Source organism: Bacteroidota bacterium (assembly GCA_035506275.1).
GTDB lineage: Bacteria > Bacteroidota > Ignavibacteria > UBA10030 > UBA8401 > JAGVPT01.
The window spans coordinates 33,842-60,204 of the sequence record DATJPT010000014.1 but is presented as its reverse complement, the minus strand read 5'-3'; the positions used below and the strand labels follow the sequence as shown (position 1 = coordinate 60,204).

General features: G+C 45.3%; 22 protein-coding genes. 6 read left to right on the top strand and 16 right to left on the bottom strand.

The window, feature by feature from the left end:
- Nucleotides 1–23: 23 nt before the first annotated feature.
- The 4 genes from VMF88_10720 to VMF88_10705 form a co-directional block, all read right to left on the bottom strand.
- Nucleotides 24–647: a hypothetical protein gene (locus VMF88_10720; GenBank protein ID HTY11534.1), complete on the bottom strand. Its 624-nt coding sequence runs from the start codon at nucleotides 645–647 to the stop codon at nucleotides 24–26.
- A 104-nt stretch (nucleotides 648–751) separates the two neighbouring features.
- Entirely contained in the window at nucleotides 752–1,723 is a 972-nt protein-coding gene (locus tag VMF88_10715) for a carboxypeptidase-like regulatory domain-containing protein (protein ID HTY11533.1), read from the bottom strand.
- 318 nt (nucleotides 1,724–2,041) lie between these two features.
- On the bottom strand, nucleotides 2,042–3,238 hold the full coding sequence (locus VMF88_10710) for a hypothetical protein (GenBank protein ID HTY11532.1): 1,197 nt from the start codon (nucleotides 3,236–3,238) through the stop codon (nucleotides 2,042–2,044).
- Between the two features lie 12 nt (nucleotides 3,239–3,250).
- Nucleotides 3,251–3,532 (bottom strand): hypothetical protein, encoded by a 282-nt coding sequence (locus tag VMF88_10705; GenBank protein ID HTY11531.1) that lies wholly within the window; start codon nucleotides 3,530–3,532, stop codon nucleotides 3,251–3,253.
- Nucleotides 3,533–4,154: 622 nt separating this feature from the next.
- On the opposite strand from VMF88_10705, the gene VMF88_10700 reads away from it, so the two are divergent.
- The gene (locus tag VMF88_10700) at nucleotides 4,155–4,562 is read left to right on the top strand and encodes a helix-turn-helix transcriptional regulator (protein HTY11530.1); all 408 of its coding nucleotides are present in this window, start codon (nucleotides 4,155–4,157) and stop codon (nucleotides 4,560–4,562) included.
- A 66-nt stretch (nucleotides 4,563–4,628) separates the two neighbouring features.
- On the opposite strand, the gene VMF88_10695 is transcribed toward VMF88_10700, so the two are convergent.
- From VMF88_10695 to VMF88_10675, 5 genes are all read right to left on the bottom strand, one after another.
- Entirely contained in the window at nucleotides 4,629–8,063 is a 3,435-nt protein-coding gene (locus VMF88_10695; protein ID HTY11529.1) for a protease pro-enzyme activation domain-containing protein, read from the bottom strand.
- 222 nt (nucleotides 8,064–8,285) lie between these two features.
- A complete protein-coding gene (locus tag VMF88_10690; GenBank protein ID HTY11528.1) occupies nucleotides 8,286–10,505 on the bottom strand; it encodes a T9SS type A sorting domain-containing protein in 2,220 nt (739 codons plus the stop codon).
- Between the two features lie 390 nt (nucleotides 10,506–10,895).
- On the bottom strand, nucleotides 10,896–11,387 hold the full coding sequence (locus tag VMF88_10685) for a helix-turn-helix transcriptional regulator (protein ID HTY11527.1): 492 nt from the start codon (nucleotides 11,385–11,387) through the stop codon (nucleotides 10,896–10,898).
- 254 nt (nucleotides 11,388–11,641) lie between these two features.
- The gene (locus VMF88_10680) at nucleotides 11,642–12,847 is read right to left on the bottom strand and encodes a metallophosphoesterase (GenBank protein HTY11526.1); all 1,206 of its coding nucleotides are present in this window, start codon (nucleotides 12,845–12,847) and stop codon (nucleotides 11,642–11,644) included.
- Nucleotides 12,848–13,037: 190 nt separating this feature from the next.
- Entirely contained in the window at nucleotides 13,038–13,484 is a 447-nt protein-coding gene (locus VMF88_10675) for a hypothetical protein (GenBank protein HTY11525.1), read from the bottom strand.
- 1,399 nt (nucleotides 13,485–14,883) lie between these two features.
- On the opposite strand from VMF88_10675, the gene VMF88_10670 reads away from it, so the two are divergent.
- Nucleotides 14,884–15,147, top strand: coding sequence for a helix-turn-helix transcriptional regulator (locus tag VMF88_10670; protein HTY11524.1), 264 nt, complete (start codon nucleotides 14,884–14,886; stop codon nucleotides 15,145–15,147).
- A 46-nt stretch (nucleotides 15,148–15,193) separates the two neighbouring features.
- Here the strand turns inward: VMF88_10670 and VMF88_10665 are convergent, their stop codons facing one another.
- Entirely contained in the window at nucleotides 15,194–16,987 is a 1,794-nt protein-coding gene (locus VMF88_10665) for a hypothetical protein (GenBank protein HTY11523.1), read from the bottom strand.
- Between the two features lie 127 nt (nucleotides 16,988–17,114).
- On the opposite strand from VMF88_10665, the gene VMF88_10660 reads away from it, so the two are divergent.
- A complete protein-coding gene (locus tag VMF88_10660; protein ID HTY11522.1) occupies nucleotides 17,115–17,378 on the top strand; it encodes a hypothetical protein in 264 nt (87 codons plus the stop codon).
- Between the two features lie 146 nt (nucleotides 17,379–17,524).
- On the opposite strand, the gene VMF88_10655 is transcribed toward VMF88_10660, so the two are convergent.
- Both VMF88_10655 and VMF88_10650 read right to left on the bottom strand, forming a co-directional pair.
- Nucleotides 17,525–20,557: a type IV secretion system DNA-binding domain-containing protein gene (locus VMF88_10655; GenBank protein ID HTY11521.1), complete on the bottom strand. Its 3,033-nt coding sequence runs from the start codon at nucleotides 20,555–20,557 to the stop codon at nucleotides 17,525–17,527.
- 4 nt (nucleotides 20,558–20,561) lie between these two features.
- Nucleotides 20,562–21,119: a hypothetical protein gene (locus VMF88_10650; GenBank protein ID HTY11520.1), complete on the bottom strand. Its 558-nt coding sequence runs from the start codon at nucleotides 21,117–21,119 to the stop codon at nucleotides 20,562–20,564.
- A 205-nt stretch (nucleotides 21,120–21,324) separates the two neighbouring features.
- Between VMF88_10650 and VMF88_10645 the strand changes: the two genes are divergently transcribed.
- A complete protein-coding gene (locus VMF88_10645; protein HTY11519.1) occupies nucleotides 21,325–21,615 on the top strand; it encodes a hypothetical protein in 291 nt (96 codons plus the stop codon).
- Nucleotides 21,616–21,908: 293 nt separating this feature from the next.
- Here the strand turns inward: VMF88_10645 and VMF88_10640 are convergent, their stop codons facing one another.
- From VMF88_10640 to VMF88_10625, 4 genes are read right to left on the bottom strand one after another with little or no spacing between them, the layout of a single operon-like run.
- Complete coding sequence (locus tag VMF88_10640) at nucleotides 21,909–22,406, bottom strand: crossover junction endodeoxyribonuclease RuvC (protein ID HTY11518.1); 498 nt, start codon at nucleotides 22,404–22,406, stop codon at nucleotides 21,909–21,911.
- 6 nt (nucleotides 22,407–22,412) lie between these two features.
- Nucleotides 22,413–22,916 carry a hypothetical protein gene (locus VMF88_10635; protein ID HTY11517.1) on the bottom strand — a complete coding sequence of 168 codons (504 nt, stop codon included), beginning with the start codon at nucleotides 22,914–22,916 and terminating at the stop codon, nucleotides 22,413–22,415.
- Nucleotides 22,897–23,577 carry a helix-turn-helix domain-containing protein gene (locus VMF88_10630; GenBank protein HTY11516.1) on the bottom strand — a complete coding sequence of 227 codons (681 nt, stop codon included), beginning with the start codon at nucleotides 23,575–23,577 and terminating at the stop codon, nucleotides 22,897–22,899. The genes VMF88_10635 and VMF88_10630 overlap by 20 nt, the downstream gene beginning before the upstream one ends.
- A complete protein-coding gene (locus VMF88_10625) occupies nucleotides 23,574–23,861 on the bottom strand; it encodes a helix-turn-helix transcriptional regulator (GenBank protein HTY11515.1) in 288 nt (95 codons plus the stop codon). The genes VMF88_10630 and VMF88_10625 overlap by 4 nt, the downstream gene beginning before the upstream one ends.
- Before the next feature lie 437 nt (nucleotides 23,862–24,298).
- Here VMF88_10625 and VMF88_10620 point away from each other — a divergent pair, with 437 nt between their 5' ends.
- Both VMF88_10620 and VMF88_10615 read left to right on the top strand, forming a co-directional pair.
- Nucleotides 24,299–24,682, top strand: coding sequence for a hypothetical protein (locus VMF88_10620; protein HTY11514.1), 384 nt, complete (start codon nucleotides 24,299–24,301; stop codon nucleotides 24,680–24,682).
- Between the two features lie 136 nt (nucleotides 24,683–24,818).
- The gene (locus tag VMF88_10615) at nucleotides 24,819–25,997 is read left to right on the top strand and encodes a T9SS type A sorting domain-containing protein (GenBank protein HTY11513.1); all 1,179 of its coding nucleotides are present in this window, start codon (nucleotides 24,819–24,821) and stop codon (nucleotides 25,995–25,997) included.
- Nucleotides 25,998–26,363 lie beyond the last annotated feature (366 nt).

The following is a 26,363-nucleotide window of genomic DNA, read 5'->3' as shown; positions in this document are numbered from 1 at the left end:
GATACACCAGCCTTATTATTGAATTATTTTGGACTCGAAAGGAGTTCAATGTTAGTCAAAGGGTGAATTTCCCACGCAGTTGCTCGCCAATCTTTCTTATTTGTTGGATTGGTATTCTTAGCTTCAGCCTTGTGTTCTTCGTCAAACAACAGCCAGCCCTGAACCTTAATCCATTTTTTCAATATTGTTTTCTTCAAGCCTTCAGTAGTCCAGTCAATTTGTTTGTCTTGCATCATTTTCCTAAACCTTGGAGTAACTTCTACTATGACTCGGCTCGTCTTATCCTGATGCTTCGGATCGAGCAGAAGCTCAATATGTGTATCCATATAAAATGGATCTGTAGCTTTGCAATTACACGTTTCAATTCCTCCTTTTGAAACACTAATTACATAACCGGTGATTTCCCCTGCTTTAGCATCACTCCACCTCGTTTCATCATCACCAGGTTCAAGCATGGCCTTCAGTGTAACTTTTGTGTCATAGTCAGAATCTTTTGGAATGTCATAGCGATTCTTCTTCTTGTTGAGCACTTTCGCATTACTTTGCTTTGCATTACCCTCCATTCCGCAGTCATGATAAATATCTTGCGCAAAGCCGGAAGAGCACGAGGTCAGTAGGATTAGCAGAATGAGAAATCTCGGCTTCATGGTCGTATCCTCCACTATGTTCAATATTTCGTAATTACATCCACCAAAGAATTGAATCTAAATTTCGAACAAATCAAGTAGGGAACCGTGAATTACAATAATAATTAGGAAAGCGTCAAGTTCTCGACATCATCCGGTTTGTCATTTGATAGCTTTCGCTTCGGGACAGATGCTGTATATGCTTTGCTTTTGCCTTGCGCTAATGCAGATATATCATAGATTCCCTCCTTGATCCCTGTGAAGGTGTATCTTCCATTTACATCTGCTACGACCTGGTTTTTCTGCGTCGGATTAGCGCTCGAAGCAAGCGTGACCTCAATTTTCGATGGATCAATATCTGTTGCTTCGGGAGGAATAACAATCTTGCCGGTCAGTGTAATTTGCTTTTCGGAGGATGGACTCTTACCAGCAGGCAGTATTACTTCCTTGAGCCGGTTGAGAAGCTCGATCGCCCGGCCAGAAAAAAATCCCAAAACAAAAGAAATAGCGAGCAGCTCAACAGATGTGGAATCATATTTTACATCATTACTCGCCGTGAGTAATGAGTAGCTGAACACAATTACAAGGCTGATCAGGGGTGCATAAAAGACTTTTGCCACGTACACATAGAATTCTTCCTTCCGGAATTCAAGACCTCTCATGGCTTCTGAGCTAAAATACAATACACTTGCCAGGACGCCAAAAATCGTCCAAAAGATCACCTCGATGTACTTCTCATCTCCGCTCAGCCAGAAATACGACTGAGTGCGAATATAAATAGCATCAAGCTTCAGTTGTAGTTTGTCTACGGAATAACTCATCAGCTCACTTCGAACGCTGTCCTCCTCTGCATGAGATATGGGCTTCATTTTCTTCATTACGTAATCAATCGCATTTTTCTTCCGATCCAAGTCCGATTTCGATGAATCGCTCTTCAAAATCGCTATCGCTTCAGCAATTTCAGAGCGGCTAAGTCTATTGTCTTTCGCCCCCTGATGGTAATTGTGCCATAAGACATATCCTGCGACCGCAACCAAAAGAAAAAGAATTGACCCCACCAACCACCAGCGCGGCGATAACTTAGCATCATTTTCCATACTCCTTCTCCTATTTTATCTCGTCGCATTACCCAAAAAAGGTATCGGCAACTAGTATTGAATATTCCTATGAAAAGGACATAATCCGCATCTCAACATTCTCACGCCCTCACATCGTTGCATGTTTTCCCGGATAAACCACTATGACCGACCAGTTGAATTCGTCGCATTAAACAAACTCGAAGGCCCCCTTTTTGCCAAATGTGCACAGGAATATTTATTTGCTCGGTCACTAGGCAGAAAAAATCCATTGTCCAAAAAAATATTGACCTTTTCCATTTTGCGCACCTGGATCCTTTTGTAATTACTGTTATTCCATTACTCACTACCGACAGCGTTCGAACTTGGGGGTTTGAAATCAAACTGCAATTCTAAAAATCCAAGAAAATTGTGCATCCTCGGATCGTATTTGATAGTAAAAGGCAAGTAAAGATTCTTCGATATTAAGGGAGTAATGGTCAGGGCCAGATCAAATTCATTATTGTTCTCACCTTTCTTCAATCCCATCGGTATTCCCTCGTCTTGAAGCGAAAAGTTTCCTTCAACCAAAGAGGAGTCTTTATTCGCTCTCAAAATTACAAAATCACTTCCGGCTGACAGGAGCCATTGGATTCTATTTATTTTCGATAACCCGTTATTTGCCGTATCCTCGACAGCCAATGTACCACTCAACACTAAGTCCTTTCCCTCAAACAGGCCATGATGATATTCAGTGTTCAGGAATAATGAATCCCCTGCCCCCTTTGGGAATCCCCCTCCAACACCAATTGTCCAAAGCGAGCTTTGATCCACAGACTTAGCCACATCTTCATAATAATCATTAATTGAACTCAAGATTTTCTTTAACGAATCGACATCAATATAACTTAACCAAAACCGATCAAGACCCGAAAAATCCTTGTGTTGTAAACAATTCCTCAGATTAATTTGAAGACTATCTCGCATTGCATGATTCGACATTGTATTGAGGACCGAACTTGCCGGGAGCAAAACTCCGTCAATTTTGGTCCAATACGGTTCCAAAGCGTCAAAAAAATTCTTTGTTGTTCTATCTCTATTATTTATGATCGCGCAATTGATGGTGGGAGTGAGACCATTAATTCCCCCATTTTGATCACTGGAAAGATTTACTGAAATGTTGGTATTTCTAGTCCAATAGTTCCCCCCACGCAAGTAGACAGTGTCCACTGTCCAAAGAGAATCATGGAATACACCTTCGAGACCGTATAATGACGCTTTAAATTCATACTTTCCGTTCCCCCCAGAAAAAAAATTCCCCTTAACGGCACTCTCATAGAATTGGACTATTTTGTTGGAAGTCTCGGAATTTCTGCTTTGCGGCTGCGAGTTGGCACTCACTTTGTAGCTATTTTTCGCCCTTTGAATGGAAACCGAAATCAGAGAGTCTATCGGATTTTTGGCCGCAGCTGATGAGTCCTGAAATTGCCCCACTTGGGACATCGTCAGATCCGGAACTACGAATAAACAAGCACAAATCAGATATAAACTATTCATGATCTAGCCTCCTTAAGGAACATCAAAGGAAAGCATGTCCACAAAAGAGGAACTCGAATATAAGGGAGAGGTTGTCAAAACTCCTCCTCCAACAACGGAAAAAACTGCCTGAACAGAGCCTCCCGAAGGTGCCGATCCAGAAACGATTATCGTGTAATGACCACTGTTCAGATTAATGTTGAGTATCTGAGAATGGTCGGTATTTATGACACCGGCTAGGCCAATATTGAAATTAAGGTGAAGACCGCCCGCCCCGCCGTTAATGGTCACTTGAATTGCAATTTTGTTAACCATTTTTTCTCCTCATACAGTTTAGTTAATAATAATTATTGAACGTGAAATACATTATGACTATGGTTTAGTTACAGATTTAGGCAATTATACCCCTATGCCCCATGAATTGATATTGGTATTTACACTGCCCTCCATTGTGAAAATCCTAATGCAGTTTTGCCAAAAGAGCGGCTCGGACCATTTTAGGATCAAAAGAACTATATATGGACTTTACCATTACTTTTCCAAAATCTTAGATGATATGAATATCCTCTGTAGGATTAGATCAAAGCAAACTTCACCTTAGAGCATATTCAACTCCAAAAATCCATATATACGCTCCTTCGTGTATATATATCCGAACTCTCTGATGAAATGGAGAATTATTTATAAGAATGGTTGCATCTAATTCCCCGAATTGTCTTTCTGAAAAGGCAGTTCATATAGACGCCAAAAAATAGGAATGAGATTGGCAAGCGCAATATCGTGAATCAGGTATTTGTCTCGATGTCCCTGTCATGTACTTTTGCACTTAAAATTTGGCGTACAAATGCATCTATGATTTGGTTTGCTGCAATTTCCTCACCGACATCCCTGCGTTGCCTTTTGCCATATCCGTCTTTTGGCCAAAATACCTCAAAAAATGCAATATACCGAACCGCCGAAGACGGTAGGAGACCATATAAAAAAGAGAAGGCTTCAACTCGGATGGGGGGCAACGCACGTTGCCCAGTTGCTGAAAGTATCAACGAATACGGTATACAACTGGGAAAAGAGCCGGAGAGAACCCATGGTGCACCTGATACCCCGGATAACCCAGTTCCTCGGCTACACCTCTCCATTCTTCACCGGACAAACGACCGGACAGAAGATCGTCTCGTACCGGCAAGTCCGGGGAATGAGCCAACACGCATTGGCCCTCATTCTCAGAGTCGACCCGGGGACATTGGGAAGGTGGGAAAGAGATGAAAGTTCTCCAAAAGGAAAACTCAAATTAAGACTTGAGCCGTTCTTCAGGGAGATTCATTCAGTGGACGGAGGGACATATTAATAGATAAACAATCCCCGAAACATCATCTGTTTCGGGGATTGTTTACACGACAAAAAAAGAATTGAGTTACTTGAGCAATAACATTTTTTTCACAGCATTGTAATTGCTCGACTTGATCGAATAGAAGTAAATGCCGCTTGCAAGACGAGAGGCATCGAATTGCGCGGTATAGCGGCCAGCTGGCTTGAATTCATCTACCAATGTCGTTACATCTCTCCCCAGAACATCAAATACCTTGATCGTGACATGACCACTATTCTGAATTTGGTAACTGATGGTGGTCGTCGGGTTGAAAGGATTGGGATAATTCTGAAGAGACCCAGTATCATTAGATTGAACTACATCGGTTGAACTACCACTTTGTCCAGCGCTGCTATTGGACATTTGTCCTGTCTGGGGATTAACGTAATACTTGAATGCGGCTTCAGCAGTCGATAATTCCATCGGGGTTGTTAAGCTGGCCTGACTCTCTACCTGAGTCAGAATTGCTGAAGCAGTGCTAACGTCGTTCTCAGAATATAACGCGATGGATAGGTTGTTGAGCTCTGCTCTTACTGCAAGAGGCGTATTTGGATTTGCAGCTATAATGGCATTGTTAACCTGTTTAGCTGAAGTAACATTGCCCTGCATAAGATACAGATTGGCCAAGAGGAGCTTGTGGTCGGGGGCGGCTTGCTTCGGCAGATTGGTGAAATACTGGATGATGGCCGGTGTCGTTGCACTATCCGCACAGCTGTAGAGATACACATAAGCCGCTTGGTTATCCGGATGCGAATTCAGGTATGACAGGAAGAAATCTTTTGCTGCTGTGAAGTTATTCTGATCCCGTAGTGCTACTCCAATTAAAAGAGAATCTGGAAGATTTGATTGAACTGCAACAGGATTTTGAATTGAGTTCATGGGACTGCTGTGGCTATTGTTTTGAGCTATGCGCGGTGTAACTTCGAGACTATTCTCAATCTGTTTGATGGACGGAGTGGGATATCCAGCCCATGGGTCAGCGGTAAGCGGATAAGTAAAGTAACCGTAGCACCCCGAGTATACGTACCACAACGATGAATTAGGAGGATAGCTCCCCCACCAATCGCACTCTGCATAAAGTCCGCTCGCAGTACTCCCATCGCCAACAAGGGCATTATAGCTACTATTATTGTAAATACTATTTAAACCCCATGAAGGATATGAAGTGCTGACTCCAAATTCACCATAACTCAGATGATACATATAAAGCCCAATCAAGCAGTTCGTAACGCGGTTGTTTTTAATTCCAGCTTGGTCAAGGTCCGCACTAGGTGATGCGCCCCAGATACCAGCAATACCCCAATTATAATAATCAATATCGTTCTCTCCGACTGTTCCGCTCGAACCAGAATACAGTATTCCGGCTCCGTTGTGCCCATGATTCGTTTTGGAAATAACATTATAATAACAATTGTTATTTGAACCGCCCGTGATAATAATTCCATGATAGGCGTTTGTATTCTTGATTGTGTTATATTGTGCGGTAAAATTAGAGGACGACGTGACATTTATGCCATTCAGCAAATTATTTGTGATATTACAATTTTGTATGGTAACATTATTAGCAGTGTTTACATCCACCTCTGTTCCATACTGGATATTTGCAAAGCTGATAGTTGAGCTGTTTGCAGCGGAACCGTTTAACTGAATCGACCCCCAACTACCTGGAGATGTTGAGCCTGTTGAGGTGAATGCGATCGGCTGGGAGGAGGTACCTACGGCTTCCAGCATGCCGTTTACAACAAGGGAAGCTCCACTTGCAAATTTCAGGTTTGCACCCGGCTCAATTATCAAAGATTGTCCGCTTGGGACTGTATAACTTGACGATAAAAGTTTCGTACCTCCCCAAACAGGGTTAGAGAGAAAATTAATCAGTGTTTGACCTTTTGGAGAGCCCCAACCTGTAACGAGATCGTAACCGGATACTGCATTATATCCGAAGTTTCCATATTTATTATTATTTCCAGTTGTTATGTCGTGGAAAGCAGAGGTGTATGCGTTTCCTTCACCGAGCGGGTAAATCGCGTAATTTATGCAGCCGAGCGGACCATCACCAAGTGACACAGCTTGTTGATTGGCTAAGGCCATGAAACCAGCCCACAGTGGGGATGATACACTAGTACCTTGTACGGCTTCCGCCGATCCATTGTTATAAATATCCCAAACATTGGTGGCATTCATGGCAACATCAGGTCCGTTTCGATAAGTATTTGATGCGCCATTGGCGGAATTAGCAATGCCCTGCTGATAACTTGGGAGTCCAATTCCGTTGGAGGAAATTCCGCCTCCGCTTGCAATCCACGCTGTTTCCGATGACCAAGCACCACCAGGCGCCGTCGTGGATAGGACTGTTCCGCCTACAATCGTAACGTTGGGATCGTCAATCGCAGACCCATAGTAAGAGCCCCATGCACCCCAATCACCTGAAGCATTAAAAAAAGATTGGCCTTGTGCGGAAAGGGTAGCGAACCATTGAGGATCCGACGAGTAATCTTCCCAAAAGGCCCACGATGCACTAAACTGTTTGATGGAAGTATTTGATGCCATAGCTTCCAGAATATCTGTACTGAATTCTCCTTCATAGACTGTCACTGAATCCAAATTAGGAGCCATAGATATCGCCATCTCAATGTCAATCGATACCTCTATATCATTTTGGTCAGGAGTACCACTGCATCCATCCAACAAAACTGAACTTATGTGAACATTTGGAAGACCGGCGAGTTGTTCATAAGCAGTTATATCGCTCTGATAAAAACCCGAATTAAATTCGAGAAGTCCAACCGCCTGGCCGTGACCATTTAGCGAAACGCTTGGAACATATGCAGTCCTGAAATCATTTCCGATGTACGTTCCGTTCGGCCCGCTTCCAACCGCGGGAAGGACAGCTGTTTGAGTAGGGTTAACTTTTAAATCTGCGGGGCGAGGTATTTCATAATTATCTAACCCCCTTATCGCAAGAACTGGTACCGATAAGTTTACTGACGGTTCGACATCCGATGAATAGAATTCTCGATTTTCCGTTGGATGTTTGTAAATTACCATGTTGACGTTCAAAGCTTTTTGAATATCAGGAACAGAACCGTTTACATCTATGAGCATCCTGTCCGGGACAGTATTCGTAACGAGGAGTCCATTAGCCTTAGCAAATGAAATCACTGATTGATAATCTGTCTCAGTTGGACTGAATTCCGAAATGAATTCTGAGTGAGACAGGAATTGGTGATACCGCGGACTCGTTGGATCGTAAAGGTCATGGAGCAAAGTCGTGAGAGCCTGTTGATTGCGTAGTGGAAGGCAAAAAACAAGATTCAAGCGAACCGTTGGATCCATGCGGCTGATGGATTTCAAAGAAAGTTGCTTGACAATGCCTGGCGTCCGGCTATGTACCACTTGCATGGCATGGTTCTGCTGTGCTAAGCTCAAAGAGCTGAAGACGAAAAAAAGGGCAAAAACAAAAAGCATTTTGATCGGTTTCATTTGAGTTTTCTCCTTATGTCTTGAATTTTGAGTTTTAATTCGTTACTATTACTGATAGCAAATAAAATGGCATACGCATCCCTTAAAAACGGGGATAGCAGGGTTTAGCCGAGTTATTTGCCGATACTAGGCTATGGGCGGCGCCACTACGCCGCCCATAGTTATTTGAACGCTAACATTTATTCCTCTCCTTTTCTTCCAATTGTTGGTTAAAGGAACATATTATTTTATTACTGCCATCTTTCGGGCAGCCATATAGTTCTTAACCTCAAGCCTGTAGAAGTAAACGCCACTCGCAATGTTTCCCGCGTTAAACACTGCTTTGTAATTTCCTGGATATTGTTTGGCATCGACTAGGGTTGCAACTTGTCTGCCAAGGATGTCATAAACTCTCAACTTCACGTTGGCGACCTCTGAGATTTGATAGCTGATCGTTGTGGATGGGTTAAATGGATTTGGATAATTTTGTTCCAGTTGAAACGACCCCGGTATAACAGAGGCAATAGGTTGATTGACACCTGTTACTGCAGAAAGTGAGGCACACCAAATACCGCTAAGTTCTGTTCCGACAAAAACGCTTGAGTCATTGATGAATAATGACAAGACGGGTCCGTCTGGCAGATTCTCTCCCATGTTGACCCAATTGTTATTGCTGATAGTGGAGGTATAAAGTCCCGGTTCGGCGCCAGCAAATACATACTTACCATGTACGGCGATTGCATAAACTTGTGGATTAAAAGGAATGCCGGAACTAAAGGGCGACCACGTTAGGCCTCCATCCGTAGAAAGAAAGACTCCTCCAGGGGGGCTCGGAGGCGAGAAGCCAATTGGAAATGGCCAAAAATACCGTCCACCAAAGACAATTGAACCAGCTGATGCCAGCGTGTTGATGTTTATTAAGGTGTCGTTCCCATTGGACCAAGTTTCGCCGTTATCCGTTGAAAGATAAACGCCGTCATGTGTCCCAGCGACGACATTTGAACCTGACGTTGCCAAAGAGGCTAACTCAGGTAGGTATTGGCCTACATTTTTCCATGTTGTGCCATTGTCTGATGAAAGAAAAACTCCTCCGCTATCCTGAGTTGCCGACACGAGATTTGAAGCGCTTTGGACAAGCATCGATGGATGAGTCGTATCTATCACTCCGCCATTAATCGTATTCCACGTTTTGCCTTTGTCCGATGATACATAGATTCCACTATTCGTCATCGCGTAAACATCTTGACCAAGCACTGTTAACGAACTAATAATCCCGCCGTGTAGGGCCGTATCTGCAGCCCACGTTGCGCCATTATCGGTAGAGGAGTATAATGAATTGTGATCCATCACCGCGAAAACGTCAGAACCATTGCCTGCAATCGAATTTACTTCTGATAGAACAATCCCTGAAGACGTGGAAGTCCAGCTTGCACCATTATCAATTGAACGGAATACTCCATTGTTAATTGTTGCTACGAAAAGAGTCGTATCTTCTATTGCGATTGAGAAAATCTGATTTCCCGGTAAGCCATCGTTTGAAGAATTCCATGTAGCGCCACTGTCCATAGAGATATAGAGTCCAGAGCTTGTTCCTGCAAATATCATATTTTGATTCGCTGCTAACGAAAGAATTGGGACGTAGGACCCTGACACTTTAGGCAACCCAGTATTATCAGAATTCCAGGATATTCCATCATCGGTGGATCTTACCACGCCGCTTGGCGTCCCCTCCAGTGCGATGGAGTTGTGTATGAGGATACAGTTTGTCAATCCAGACGGCAAGCCGTTACTGACGAGATTGGCCCAACTATCGCCCTCGTCAGTGGATATCATAAGACCATCATGGGTAGTAGCTAGCAGTCTTGTGCCATCTACAGCAAGACCAGTAACCATTGCCTGATAAGCTGACATGCCATTTTCAATAGCGGTCCAGCTCGCGCCGTCATCGGTTGATCTGAACATGCCCCCCTCTCCTCCGGCAAAGATAGTCGAGTCCATGGTCGCCAAAGCCTCTATATAGGCCGTGAATCCAAGATCTCGTTGAACCCACGTTTCGCCGTTGTCTGTGGAAACGATGACACCTTTGTCCTCCGTACCCGCAAAACATTCAGACCCCTTCAGCGTGAAGCACAGAGTGTATATGTTGCTTACGTTCGTCCATGTGACACCATTGTTAGTGGATCTAAAAATCCCTCCAGAGGTTCCAGAGAAAACGTTTGAGCCAGCCATAGCAACTGTCCATAAGCCTCCACGAGTTGAACCAACTGGAAGTTGCTTCCATTCGCCCTGAACATCTGAAATAGAAAGTAAGATTGTTAATAAAGTGTATGATATTGCCCCAAACTTTTTCATCTCATATCCTCTGTCAGTTGTTTTGTCTACGCGGCTGAGGGTTAATATCGTTTTTCTGAACGCAATTAGGAAAATGTTTACATCTTTAACCAGATTCCAGAGATGGGTCATTTTGAAGATTCTTTTCAGTCGTTGCCAAATCTCAAGCTACTGATAAGTCAACAACGATCTCGCAAATCAACTCTTTCTCACTGGAACGGGAAAGAATATCACTTAATAAATTACTTTTTGCTTTTTCGGATCTCCCTAAGTTCCGAATATCCCGAGAGGCAACAGTCCTGAAGTAAAGAGAACAAACAATGGAGGCTTTAATAATAGAAGGACAAAAGCGGGGAATTTCGGTTTATTGAAAAGAAAGTAGATTAGATTTCCGCTTCGGAAGGATCTAAATGGCTTTTTCCATAGACCATTTACAAATATCACCATTCCTCCATCTCAATATCAACTGAAAGGAAATTACGATTAAAGAAGGCTCATGTCAATGCCAATTTCTTGCGCCATTTATTTTTTCTCTACATTTCGCCTTGCAGCTCGCATTCGTGTTCCTTTATCATAAATCGACTTGAAGTGTTCGAATTTGCAACTTTGTTTGTAATGTGCTGCAGTAATTCCAAGATGGTGACGAAAACTCCGATAAAGGTCTCTCGCACTGGCAAATCCTGCTTTTTCCGCGATTTCGTTTAATTTTAGATTTTCGAAACATATAAGAAAAGTTGCGTAGTGTAGACGAAATCCAATGAGCAGCTGTTTCAGCGTGATAGTATCGTTCTGGTTTTTGAACTGCCGTTCAAGATGACTTGGATGAACATTCAGATCCTTTGCAAGATTCTCTATCCTAATGTTATTTCTAAAATCCGTCATAAGCCTTAATACAGCCATTCTTATTATTGGTGAGCAGAGCTCTAAATGGACCCCAAACATGTTCGGGTCGGGTTGATAACCGTCAATTTTCGGATTTCTCCGAGAACTGAAAATTGATGTTTCGTCACGCATTGGAGATAAAATGTTCTTAGTTGAATAGTAACTTAATCGCGCTCAAACTCACGCCTTAGATTCCGATCTTTAATCATTCGTCAGGTCGAAATATGTCAGAAATCCACCCGTTGCCATTTTTCTAGGAATGAATTAACGAGTGCGTTCTGTGTAACCTTCTACCTGATCAGGATCGGGAACTCTGTTCCTCCGTATTTGATTGGATGCTCTTTGCGTTTTGCATTCAACTTTTTTTCTGACTCCAACCTATTTATTTATTTCAAATTGAGGCCGATTGTGATCGTGTCGTACGGCTTCAATGCCTTGGTCGGAGAGGCGCCCGTTTCGGGGACGGCATAATATTTGAAGGCCATTTGTTTTTTTGTGATCTCAACAACCATGTAACCATGATTCTGGTCGCAATAGCATTCTAAAGTACCAACAGATCCTGGCATTTGAATTGGCAACTTGGTCCGATGAATTTTCTCTGATAGTACATGCAACCGATGATTGTAGCCTCCAGCGCCAATGACAAAGAAAGGCACTTCCTCCCCCCATAATTCACCGTTGAAACGTTGATAATTGTGAACGTGTCCGGACAGCACTGCATGCGGGATCCGATTTGCCTTCCCGCAAGCCTGTTCAAAGACATCCTTGAGATGCTGGCTTCCCGGATGGGCTCCGAAAGCGGAATAGATGGGATGGTGAACCGCCACAATGAGTGCTTTATCCTTCGGAGCGGCGATCAACTCTGATTCAAACCATGCAATTTGATCTGGCTTAAGCTCGCCACCTTCAGGGCAATTGCTGTACAAACCGATAATGGTTGCTAACGGTGTTTCGAGCGTCCAATATACATTAGGCTGAGTCATCGCATCGCGCGGCGCCTCCTTTGCTTCAGGAGTATGGATGGGGGCACGCGCGCAGAAATTATTCACAAAGGCATCCAATGATTTTTCTCCTGTTGTTGGATCCACATCACCGTCATGGTTCCCCGGAATTGCAAATATGGGAGCCGGGTAGCGCATATAAGGTTCATAGAACTGAGCGAAGTAATTCATCGCTTGCCCCTCATAATACACAACATCGCCAAGATGGTAAAAAAAGGCCGGGCTTGATTCTCCCTTGTTAGGAGAAAAATCTTTTTCCATATAAGAAGCTACATTCTCAATATCGGTGGTTTCATTGACTCCCCCAGTATCACCAACCGTATGAAACACCAATTTCCCTGTTGCATTGATTCTTTGAATCTCGTCAGGCGACAAAACAGATTCCAGCGATAAGCGAAAAGGTGACTGGCCAGTTGGCTGAGGGAGGTTTTGCCATGGTTGAGGAGGAATTTTCTTCTCATCCAAAGGCGCATGAAAATGTAAAGGCAAAATATCTGAGCCAAAGTTAGCTTGACCTTTTATTATTTTAGGAGTAACTCTGGCCGATAATGTTGTCGTGGCGAGTCTCGCCTTCTTCTTTGCAGAGGACATTTTCCGTATTCCTTTCTGATAACAATTCACATTTTGTATTTTTTCAACGAAAAAACAAGCCGACTATTATTTAATGAGTGTGCTCCAGATTATTTATCTTGTGATAGTTCCAGGTCCTGTAATCAAATTGACGTTATCTTTTTCTCAATGTGGGTTCAATCTAATTATTAGATATGCGCCGGCGGCACACTTAGAAATTGTAATCTATACCCAGCATGGGGAAGGTACCAATCGCCTGTTTATCTATATTGCGTGTTGAAACTGCAACTACCAACCCGGCATAATCGAAAAATGGTTGCCAAGACCATCCCACCAAAGAAGTTAAACAATCGAGGTAATCCAGGCTTGCCCTGAACCCAACCACTGCGTTGTCGCCGAATATCTTGCTCCCGAGATTTGTACCTGCAACTAAACCAAGGCACCTTGAGTCGTAAGGCTTCATGGGGCGTAAAATATACAAATGTGCCAACAAGAATATATTCGCACTGGAATTATCGGAAAAATTATCCATCACGGCAAACCCTACCCCTAAACGTGACCTATCCGGATTCTCAAAATTGAAGTTTATATAATCAAATGGCTGCTTCCTCCCAAAAGGTGGCACAAGTTCGATCCGGTCTTTTGTATTTGTAGCCAAGCTGAATTTTGCGGTCGCACAGAATAACGAATCCTTTTGGGGAATCGATGCGAGATAAGTCAAGCGGATCTTAATTGATGAATCCGATACAGGGCTGGGTTGATTTGCCTCACTACCAAGGTGCGTGCCACCAACTAGTGAGGCGGCAAATCCCAGGATTGAGCTTAAGGCCAGCGCGTTGGGGGTGTCTGATAGTTAAGCACGTTTCTTGTCATGATGAAAGCCACGGATGAATCTGTAGGGTCTACCGGGAAGGTACGCTGACGAGTCATAAGTGAGTCCTTCTGGGATCGAGTATCTTTAAGAGTGAAGGTTGAATAGGATTTATAGACCATTGTGGAATCATGAATATTCAAATCATGAGTAGCCAAGACAAGAACATAAATGTATGGCTCCTCCCAAAGGTGATCCACGCCCTTTCCCCCTTGAGAAGTTGCATCGTAACAGTGTCCTTATTACCCACCTTATTGATAAAAATGATGAGATCAGGTAGGTGCTCGTCTTCAATCGGCCCATAGAACCAATTCAGTACGGGTTGCCAATTTGTTTTCTCATTTTTCTTAATATCAACTATGTTTACCAAAGTAGTCTAATCGGTGACGATGTGGTCTGCCCCATGAGCGTAATCTTTATCTTTACTATTTGTCGGCACAACTGAAATCATGCAGGCAATGATCAACAACGGCATCAATACACTAACTCGAGGCGATACCAATCTTTCCATACGTCACCTCCGTGACTTGTATAGTGAAATGATAGTCGATTTGGACCGACCCATATTCGAATCCTGGTAAATTCTCCTCTACATTATATATCCCCTTCGCCGATGGAAATGGAGAAATCTCCACTAAAATGGATGGATTATTGAGATAACTGAAGCCTGGTCCAACAGCAAACTGGCCGTATGATTTTGAGAATTTAACCCGCATGCTCGCGTCCACCTCCTAAAAATTAGCGCTTGGAAAGACATTTAGTCTGGGCACCAACGATGTACGCATGGGAGAACGCAGCCGAGATACCATAATTCAGTCAGTTTATGTTAACGCCTCCAATCGCGCTCACCAAGGATGATAGGGTAATATGCGAACAAACTTATTGGAAGGTGAAAAATGGTGCACTCAAGAACAGAATTAATCCACCCCTTGGTAATCCCGTCGGGCAAATTGCAGGCATTGTTCATCAGGATGAGTGGACTTACCATTCAGATTTGGGTGGCCTTTTTTGCTATATCATCCTCGTTTCTCGAAAACCTCGGGAATTTCGACAAATTCTAAAACCTGGGGAGATAATATCAATAAGCAGCAGCTTGAGCTGGGACTTCTGCGACGAGAAGTAGTTCAAATTCTGGAAAGTCGCTGAAACCTCGGTTTATGATTGGGAGAGGGCCCGGACAGATCCCATGGTGCACCTGATACCTAGGCTAACACAATTCCTCGGCTACACCCCTCCGCTCTTCCACGGACAAACGACCGGGCAGAAGATCGTCACGTACAGGCACGTCCGTGGAATGAGCCAGCGGGCGTTGGCCCTTGAATTGAACGTCGATCCGGGAACGCTGGGGCGGTGGGAAAGAGATGAAAGTTTTCCGACAGGAAAACTCAAAACAAGGCTGGAGCTATTCTTTACGGAGATTCTTTCAGGCGACGGTAGGACTGAACGATGATCCAGGCAATTTATCCCGTTTTCCTTTCACTTCGCCGATTGCGTGTTTATTTCAATTCGATGTACTGGGCATTTTTTGATTTCCACAAATCGTAAGGTTTCGTGCCCTGGAAATCATCAAAGGCGTGAGGCTTGCCTGAGGTAAAATTCATGTATTCGACAATTCCTTTTTTTGCTCCGTTCCAGAAAAGGACATCCCCAGCCTTCAATATCGCGAAGGGGTAAACCGAATAACTGACATTCGTGTCTTCCTTCTTTACGATAAGAGATAGCGGCTCCCACGAGTGATCTTCTTCATGTGCGGTACCTGTGACGTCTGACGTACGTTGCCATCCCTTAATAACATTCGCATCAAATGGTTTCATTGATGGAACGAATGAGCATTTGATGAGCAATGGGTCAAGTCTCAAAACCATATCCAAAAAAATGGCGTGAAATCCATGCCAGTGGGCGGCAATTTGATCTTCTTCCACCGTGCCATGACCGCGCGTAATGTTGCGAATCCACCGGAACCATTTCAGCCATTCCAGATAAGTCGTCGGCTGCGAACCGGTCCATTTCAAACCTTCAACCGAAATATCCTCTATCACTTTTTTGGCAACCTCGTGCGGGGACTGCCTCAGAAAATTTTTAATGCACTGAATGATATCGTCATTGGTGCTTGCGGGAACGAGCGTTTTGACCAAGTCTATCCAACGTCCCAACCCGGGCTGGTCAAGGTCGTATCTATATGCATTATTGGCCGCAGCTCTTGTCCATTGGCTTACGGAAAGATACATGACCGAGAGTTTAAGAATAACCTCGATACAATCTAGCAGATTCAGAAACCTTTCTGTATTGCTTTGTGAAAGCCTGAATCTTAAGTAGTTGTTAGCCAGGCATGGGATTCCTTCCGTGGAAAGCAATCTAATTTGGAGTAGAAGTTCAGATGGAAGTTCATCATCCGATTTGCCAATTGGGATTGCCGTTGAGGTCAGTCCATTGGTCAATTCTGAAATAATGCTTGAAATCCTCTGTCGATCCGCTTCCTCTGATGAAGGAAGAAAATTGAAAGTCTGTATCCCCCGACCTTCGAAAATGCTTGTAGATATCTTAAGAGTTGATTCCACCTGAATGACAAAAATTCGGCCGGTGCAGATCCTCATATAATTCTGTATCGTCAATTTGAATTCGTTTGAGGGCCGATCCTTGGCGGAAACAATCAATAGTAATGCCTGAGTTCGATTTATGGCCTCAAGCGTTAAATCTGTTGAACGCCTCCCGAATGAATCTACATTTACAAAAAAGAATGGAGTATTCATCGCTTGCATCATGATTGCCGTCCGGAGTTTGCGAAGAATTTTGAGACCGTAGAATCCAGGAGCTCCGTGCTCAAGGACAACCACGCCAACGGCACTCCAGCCACTGTATTCTCCTGATTGATAGCTCTTATAGTATTGGCCGGGGAAGAAGCGTTCAAAAAAGAACCACATCATCCCAGAAACAAGAAGGAGGCTTGCGTACGCAAATGCAATCCCTGCACTTATCAGCCAACGAAATGTTCCGGGTGGTATGAGAAAGAATGCAATCGTCGGCCATGCCGCAAGAGCAGCGGCTATAACCTTTATGTGTTTTGCAGAGATAAAAAAATATGAAAATCTGTTAAATATGCTGAGTAGGCCAAGGAAGAAAATATAGAGCCCAAAAAAGAAAAGTATGGCTTTGGTAGGAGTGGAGGCGAAAATTGATGATACGTAGATTAAGAGGCCGCCTACCATTAGTGTGAACAATTGCAAAACCCAAATCAACCGTTTTACAAATGGCAATTCTAGAATTGCCCGCGCATCAATGTCTTCATTCATGGTGCATGCCCCAAAGCGCTAGTAGTAAAAGAAGAACTCTCAAGTCCAATTTACATTGATCTTGTTGGCCGCAGAGATCATTGGACTGGATTGACTTCAAGGATACAGAGGTGTTAAATGACAGTGTATGGAATTATTTGGAAATAAAAGCGAAACACCAGACGAACAACTTCTAAGAGAACAAGAGTTGCTGGAGAAAAGATTGAGGAGTTTGATTAATAAGAAAGTTTCAGGATTCGAAATTGAACACATGGGGGCATTCATTGTCAAAATAACTTTTGATGATGGCACTATTTTAGAATTTGATAGCTGGGATAGTTCCAATGATGTTCCGCACCCCGAGGGCGTCAAGGTCTATTCACGAGAAGATCACGATAAACAAGGAGGATAGTAGCCACTTAGGTGTGTTGATATCCAGACAATTCCTAAGTGGCCATTTTCACCACGCTCACCCTGCACATTTCAATCTGGCGCAAGAATCTCATGATACCGACCCGTCTTAATTCAATCCTCAAAAAATATGGCAATGATAAATACTCACTTTGCACCCTTCTTTATTCGTTTTAATGTTTGGCCGATGACCTCGGCAACCGTTTCACGCCTCCTCCTATTCTCACTTTCGGAAACGGCCTGATAGTGCACTTTGACACGGTATCCCTTAAACTTCTGTTCGCTCGTGACCTCCACAGCCCCCGGTTTATCAAGAAAAAGGAACAGCCCTTCAGGCTCGAAGAAAAGCACTTTGCTCTGGTCAGAAGGTGGCAGCTTCTCTGTCATCAGCTTCCTAATCGCCTCAAGGTTCTTCTTGTCCGTTGAACAAACGACGACCGGATTATATCCCGCCTTGAGGCACTTCTCTATATTATGAAGCTCTTGTACATCTCCTGTCGTGACAGATATTTCAACGGCAATACGTTTTCCATCCCGTTCCAAACCGACATCCACCCGCCCGCCGTCACCGCTCGGCTCTTCAATCACGGCCTTATAGCCGCGTTGTTCGGCCATCTTTTTGACCAAGGTTTGGAAATACCGGTGCTGCGAAATGTCCTTGCGTGCCGTAAGATCGCCGGAAGGAATCGAGTCTCGTTGAGGCGGTGGAGTTGGCCTCGGTTTCGGAGTGTCCTCCTCTTTCGGTTTGACTCGCGGCTGCGGCGCTCGGTTTATTTCGACCGGGGTACTTTGCGGTTGCGGTGTTTCGGTTTGAGGCTTCTGGGTCTCCACAGGCGACACTTTGCGCCCGTACCGCTCTCTCGTAAATGCGATTATTTTCTCACGCCTCGTTGAAGCCGTCTCGGGCGCTACCGGAGTTACTTCGTAGGTTTTGAGATTGAAATCATAGTCGCTCCGCTCCACCCGGACGATTGCCTCCCCCACGCCGAGATTCATCAAATCCGTCGCGTCGAAGTGAGTGAAACCCGATGCCAGCTTTTGGGCATCGTTGTCCCCCAACGCAAAACAAATGCGTGTCGAAGGGTTCGTGATCACCGAATTCTCCAAGGCTGCGTCCGCGATCTGGTGAAGGTCCTGATGCGCCAAGACCAAACCAAAACCGTATTTTCGTGAACCTGAAAGCGTCGAGATCATGGAAGGAGTCGCAAAATTCTGGAACTCATCGATATACAGAAAGAACGGCGTGCGTTCGCTTACGCTCATTGCCTGCCTGCCCATGACCGCCTGGTGCAACTTGGAAACTATGAGCGAGCCGAGAAGGTAAGAATTTTCTTCGCCTATGATTCCCTGCGGGAGCTTTGCCAGGAATATTTTTCCGGTCTCGATGATCTTCCTGAAATCAAGCCCTTCCCTCTGCGCCACGATATTGCGGACGATCTTTGAACGCAGAATCGCGTCGAGCCGCGTGATGATCGATATCTGTGAGCCACCTCTTAAAAGCGGATACTCTTTCTCCCAAAAGTAAATAACGGCAGGATCGGCTCCGGCCCGGAGGATAGAGCGGCGAAAATCATTTTCCAAGAGGAACCGTTTCAGCTCTAGCAGCGTCCCACCTTCCATGCTGCCGAGCACCGCTTCAATCGCGTTCGATAAGACGGTTGTCATCTGGTCTCCCCAGCTCGTCGAGAAGCGCCGGAAGAGTTCCGTAAGATCGGATGAGAGAACGGTCTGCTCTATGTCGGAACGGGCCTCAAGGATGTTGAAGCCGACAGGATATCCGGCATCGCTTGGATCAAAGAGAATCACGTCATCCAATCTTCTCTCGGGAACAATTTCTTCGATCTTCTCCACGAGGTCCCCGTGCGGGTCGAGCACGGCGACTCCTCTTCCGCCTTCGATGTCCTGTTTGATCATATTGAGAAGGAGGGTGGATTTTCCGGTCCCCGTTTTGCCAATGATATGAACATGACGGAGCCTTTGATCGACGCTTAAAGAAGCTTTCGTCTTTAAGTCGCGGTTGAGGTTTTCACCGAGAACAAATGCGTGCCCCCGTGCAATGGAAGGAACCGCTTTTGTCTTCCCCGAATCCCGCTTGAGCTTTGAGGAATGGATCGAAGGCGAGGGAAGATGAACGAGACCGAGCAATTCGTCGCTGTTCAAAAGCATGCCGCTGCGGTGGGACGTGCGATTTTTCACGTCATAGAAATGCAGCGCATCGTCGTAGTCATCGTTCGTGAGGGGAATCAGTTCATTGGAGGCAGGATCCGTGAACGGATGGAGCCCAGCGTAAAGATCTCTCACGATGTCCCAGGCGCGTTCGCTTGAAAGGCTTTGTCCGACAAGGCGGAGAATCACCGAGAAGAGGGGCCGGTCGATTTTTTGTTCCGCAAGATCAACCATTTCCGGCGCGTCGATAAAAAAGGAACTGCCGTCGTTGTTCCGCACCGCCCGCAGAATGCTCAATGCCCAGGGAGCCTCGGCCGCTTTGAAAAGAACCTGCACGAGGCCGACCTCGCCCTGTCCCAGATTCTCCAGAGCGCCGAAGATCGTGGTGAGCGTGTCGGGACTGAAATTCTTATACGTGCGGAGCGGCCGCATGAACTCATCGCTCAACCCGCAATCGGCGATTACGGTGTGACCTTCGGCAAGGATTGCGGCAAATGATTTTTTCTCCTGGACGGTTGCATCGGGAAAGAAAGACCTGATTTGCTGCTTCACGTACCGAACGTCCCGCTCGCGGCAACTGAACTGGACGATGATCGCACCCTCCGTTCCGAGAATCTCAAAGCTGACGGGAGAAGAGCAGGAACTTAGGCTAAGGAGAAAATGCTCGGCGTATTCGTGCGACAATTCGCTGTTGGAAGGGAGCGTGACGGCGAATTCTATCAATTCGCTCTCATCGGAATCGACGGTCGGCATGATCTCCGCCGCCGGTTCCGCTGGCAGCTCCATCTTTGGCCCATTCCCGAACGCCTTTTTAAGATCATCGGCCAGATTACTGAGGAAGGTCGATTTGCGGCCGTCGTCGATGAAGAGATCGTCCCTGCGCGATGCATGGAATTGGAACGGCTGGAACGGAGGCTCGAGCTCAATCGTCGAATCCCACAAGAGCCAGCCCCTCCCCTTCACTTCCCAGTCGTAGAATTGCTTTGTTAATTCTTCCGCATAAAAGTCTCCCACCTGCCTACCTCCTCTGTTTGAAGAGTTCGCGCATGATCGGTTTCCGTTCCGATTCCGTCATCGAACGGAGTCCCTGCCCCTTGATCCTGTCGTCGAGAACTTCAAGAACGGCCTGATGCACCGAATCCTGAAACATGAGAGCCGTGTCTATGCGGTAGAACGTTTCGGGACTGAACAATCTGATCAGCGGAGGGCCGATGAACGGGAGCCCGTTGATGATAGCGCCCATGGTTTTCATGTTTTGCCCCAGCCACCAAGAAACAAAGAAATCCGTCCCAAACGGAGCGGCACAGACATCGAAAATGTGATCTCGCCGGCCAATCCTCAAGTACATCCTTTTCGCCGACGCGATTCCACCCTCACGATAATGCGTGACCTCGACCTTTACTTCCGGAACTTTTCGCTTCTCGATCACCGCGTCGAGCGCATTGTAGTAGTCTTCGACCGAGAATTGAAGCCCCTGGATCAGATTATGCCAGTGCGAGACGATCACCGGTTTTTTGGGGCGTATCAACGCGATAACAAAAAAAACAAATAATGTAAAGACCGTGAGTCCAATCATAAGTGTCCCCAGTTAAAATGAATGACTTCTTGATTGTTTGATCCAGTTCACAAGAAATGAATAGTCCAATTTTCTTGAGTCAAAAATTCAAAGTAGGAAGAAATACTTTTTGAACAACAAATGACTCAGGCACAACGGAGTGACCCCATCGAGTTGGTCTTCAACATTTACAACATTTTGAGAAGCTACCATAGTACCCCTTTCAATGTTTACCCGGAAAGAATGGTCATCCTCCCTCGCCCCCAAAAATAGTTCAAAACATTTCAGGAAAATCTTGAAAGCGAAGAAGCGGGGCACCCGCAAGCCAATGAGCAGATTATTGTTAAATCTGGCTCCAAAAAATCAACAACGGCGTTGGGTGGATTCGGCTATTTGTTCGATGGTAACGCCGGACCGCAACGTTAAAATCAATGTTGCGTTGCTCGCACTAGCCTGTACACGACTTTTTGGTGGCATTCCCGGCACGGCGGAAACTCTTTCCCCGCGACCATTGTGATCTGATGAGGATGGGCTATGTGGTTAACAACCTCGTATATCCCGGAAACAGAGCAAGTATCTCCCGTCGATGGCATACGATCTCCATGATAAGTGAAAGTGAGTTTTGAGGTGGGATCAGCCCCCCGCCCCAGTCGGAAACTTAAACAAACACATTCAAATAATCAAGGCATGGGTCCCAAGGCAGGATTCAAGGCAGGATTCAAATGGATGATATTCAGGCCGCGCATAACTTATCTAACCATGGTTTCCATTTTTTGCATGTCGATAACTTCTAAAATCAAATCGGCCTTGTTATTTGACCAATCCGCAGCCGGCCAATCCAAGTGCCACCGCGTCAAACATATTCCGGTGATATTCTTCCTTCCATCGCCTGTCCGAAGTGAGATATGGCCGAAGCTCCGGATATTTCGATACCATCGCTTTCGCGACATCCTCTTTACCTGCCTCCCCGTTACCACACACAATTTTTCTCACCGAATTCGTTGCGATGGTTTGGACTATAACCCCCTTTTTCAATCCCATTCTTCGAATCTGCTCTGTAAGCTGATTCAAGGTCTTCGAGTCCTTGTTATTTCCAAAATATGTTTTCTCGACAAACAGGATATCCGGATTGAAGTCTTCAATCAATCTTGAAACGATCGCTCTCCCTTGGACCAAACGGAATTGCCCTGTTCTCCCATCCGAAATTGTCTTCACCCCGTAGTGAATCAGCGCAGATCCTTCTAGCAAGGCGAAACCGAGATGTTTTGTCCCTGGATCAATTGCGAGTATCTTTTTTGCTTTCTTCATTTTCGCTCATAATTGTTTTTTTTCGACCTTTCGGACACCAGTCTCAAGTTCACTCATACAAACCTTCCCAATCCCGACGGTTTCAAACATCCGAATCAGATAAGGGTTTTTGTTTTTCGCTTCCCGCTGAAGCTCGTTCGATAGGAAGGGATATCGAGCGACGACTTCTTGCATCAGGAGCTGCTTGTTCTTTCTCTTCTCCGGCAGCAATGCCTCTTCTACTTCGCCGATGGAGTACTCACGAAGCGCGAGTCCGGCCTTTTTTGCGACCTCCTGCATCAAAGAGATGATCATGCGAAGATCACGGGAGCTTCTCGAAGGATGGAATTTCTTGAACGCGACAACGTGAACACCATACTGATTTATATATTCCGAAATCATCTCCCGAATATTCTCCCGCCTGGCAAGCTTTACCGCCCAATCGCGGAGTTCGTCTCCGACGAAGATGGCGATGCCGAGATACCGGCTGCCAGGGTTGATCGCCAAAATATTAAGCTGATCTTTTTGCATAGTGGTTTACGAGGTAGACGAAGAGCGCGACGCGGCTCTTTTTGATTTTCTCTTCCGGGGTTTGTTTTACCTGAGATAACACCTCCCTGAGCAGTGATTCGGCATAACGCTTGGTATATTGCAGATATTTCCGGGGATTCCTTGGATCACCGAGTGTCTGAGCGATTTCCAACGCCAGGAGTTCCTCTTTCGTCTGCGGTTTGAATTCTTCATTAGAATCCGTTCGTCGGTTAATTTTTTTTACACTAACAACATTGTTGTTATTATTTCTTGTTAAACTAGTATTGTTAGTGTCAACTGGTGCATCATCTGAATTGCACCGGTGCGACACCTGAATTGCACTGGTGCAACTTCTGACTTTCAGAAGCTGATAAACGGAGTGATCCCTCCCCTTTCCGTTGGATCTGATAAGGCCCTGATCCTTTAGCTTTCTCACGGCTCTCGACACGGATGACCGGCAGCAGCCGAGTTTTTCCGCGATGTAGCGCTGAGACGGATAGCAACTCTGGTTCTCGTCGGCCATGCTGGCCAAGAGGTGGTAAACGCACGCAGAAAGAAACCCGACTTTCGGGGCATATTCCTGGATCACTGGTTTTGAGACCCAATACCATCCCCCGTCTTCCATTTTCCTGATATCATTTTGTGGCGCTATTCCGTTCATTGGTTGGAATTCTTTGTCCCGAGAACCCTTTCCTCCCGATCACGGATTTCCACGCGCAGCGCTCTCACGTGATCGAAGAAGAGCGCATCGACCATGCTCCGGCAGAGGATCGCTAGCCGGATCGCGTTCATGAGACTTGGAATGCAGCGACCTTTCTCCCACCTCGATACAAGGCTGGCACTCCTCAGGCCCAGAATGGCAGCGATCTCTTTTTGATTGAGACCCCGGATCCTACGATACTTCCTGAGAAGATTCGGAATCTTTTTATATGTTTGAATCGACATCGTTTAAGAATACCAATCGACCTATATAGAAAATAAGGTGGGAGAAATTGCCGCTTCCGACAACTTTGCTTGACGATGAATTCAGCAAAATATTCAGCAAAATATTCCTCTTCTTCGGGTTGCGGTTGGCTCCTAATTCCTATAAATTACCGACGTAAAACAAAAGGAGATCGTAAATATCTAGATAAAGAAATAAAAACATAGCGTAGCTTCGGCTACTGTTTCAACCCGAATACTGTCACTATTCACAATTCTGAAACGGTTGCTCGAACTGCGCCCTAGAAAAGGGCGTGGCTCGAAGCGCTTTCAGAATGGGCCTGTGACAGGGCTTGGGTTGAGAGCGTGTAGAGTTCACGCCCTTTTTATTTTCTAAAAGTGAAAATCGCTGTACAAAAACCTAATCAACCAATCTATCAAAACAATTATGGAGGTTCGATATGATGTCCAAAGTTATTCCTGAAACAACACGTTTCCTGGCACCGATGCTTATTGCATCTCTCCTGCTCATGTCGTGCACTGCTTCAGAGCATGCTGGCATTTCATACAAACATCGACCAGCCCTCACGGAGACGAATGAAACTATCTGGTTCGAATACTGGCAGGACCAGTTTGATGCGAACCGCGGAAAGGTGATCGCGCCGCCCATGGAGTATCCCCCGGTCGCCAAGAGTGCTTATGACCGCGCGGCACAGGACTGGAACCTGAAAGCGAAAGAGGCCGAAAACCAAACTACCATCGCTTGGGTTGCCGGATCGGTTGGGGTCACCGTTCTTCTTTTGGTTCTGCTCTTTTCAAGCGCGGCATCGAATACGCCCCATTAAACAATAAAACTCCATTCGGCCCCTCAAATCAGAAAGGGGCTGGAATTCAACACTTGAAATCCGCTCTCGATACTTTTGATCGTGTTCGGGCCCAGCGGCCATTTAAAATAATTTTACCGGGTAAGGAGATCAATAAATGAAGATTAAAAATTACGTCTTAGCATTTTTTACATTTTTCGTTGCAGGTATGAATCCATTGTTCGCGCAGTGGCAAAAAACCGACATAGACAGCAGTATCTTCGGCGGGAGATACTTTACCACATGTTCAAATGGAGCGGGCGGCAAAAATCTTTTTGTCGGGACAAAAGAAGGTTTTTATCTTTCTACAAACAACGGCTTAAGCTGGAGCCTGCAGGACAGCGGATATCATAACGTCACCGCTCTTGTCGGTATAAATACCGATCTTGTCACAGTATATGGCTATAATCAAATTTGGTTGTCAACTGATAATGGCACAACTTGGAATTATAAAAATGAACTTCCGGATGAGTACCTCTATACTATTGCAGCCAATGGCACCAATATATTTTTGGGATCATTGGAATATGGTATTTGGTTATCGACTGATATGTTTTCATCCTTGCAGCAAAGCGATGATGGTTTGACGAATTATTCCATTTTATCCTTTGCTTTTATCGGAACAAACGTTTTTGCCGCGACGCAGGGAGGAGTTTGTTTATCAACCAACAATGGCAACAGTTGGGCCCAGGTTGATTCCGGTTTGCCAAACCCAACGGGCTCTTATGTGCCGCAAATATCTGTTTATGCACTCGTCGCCTGTGGCAGTAATCTTTTTGCCGGAGTAAACGGTGATCTTTTTCTTTCCACTAACAACGGTGCAAGCTGGTCCGAATTGACGAATATATCGTCGGTCAATGTGCTTGCCGCCAGTGACGGTAATCTTTTTGCGGGAACCGATCACGGAGTTTTCCTTTCCACTAATAACGGCGCGAATTGGATGACGGTTAATGCCGGATTGACTGATACCAGTGTTATATCATTGGCCGTAATGGGCTCGAACCTCTTCGTTCAAACCTCGGTGAATAATGTTTGGATGCGACCGTTATCGGATATGATAACTTCAATCAAGGGTCACACAAACCAGATCCCGAATCAATTCGAGCTTAGCCAGAACTATCCAAATCCGTTCAATCCAACGACGACAATCCAATACTCGCTCCCAACTCGGAGTTTTATGACGCTCAAGATCTACAATGTCCTCGGACAAGAAGTTCAGAAGCTTGTCGAAGGTGAAGAAAATACTGGGATTCATGAAATTTCCTTCTCTGCCAGCTCTTTGCCAAGCGGCACTTAATTCTACCGGTTGCAGTCCGGAGAATTTGTCCAGACGCGTAAGATGGAACTCCTGAAGTAAGTTTCTATGCGGGAGTGATGAGCGCGGACGAAACATCGTCTTATTTTTCTTGACAAACAAAATACGTTTTCATATTTTCATTCAAATGACCTGTGTGACGCTTCCTCCCCTGAGCGTCGCACCTAGAAAGGGTCAGAGCCCGGCGTCCCCCCACGTCGGGCTTTTTTGTTTTCTTCATTTTTCCATCATTACACTTCCATCATTCGGCTCCCTTCTAAAGTTGCATCTGTATTTGAATTGCCGTAGTTTTGCAGCAGAGACAATCGCGAGGGGGCGTTCAAAAACCTACCGGACTATCCCTCAATT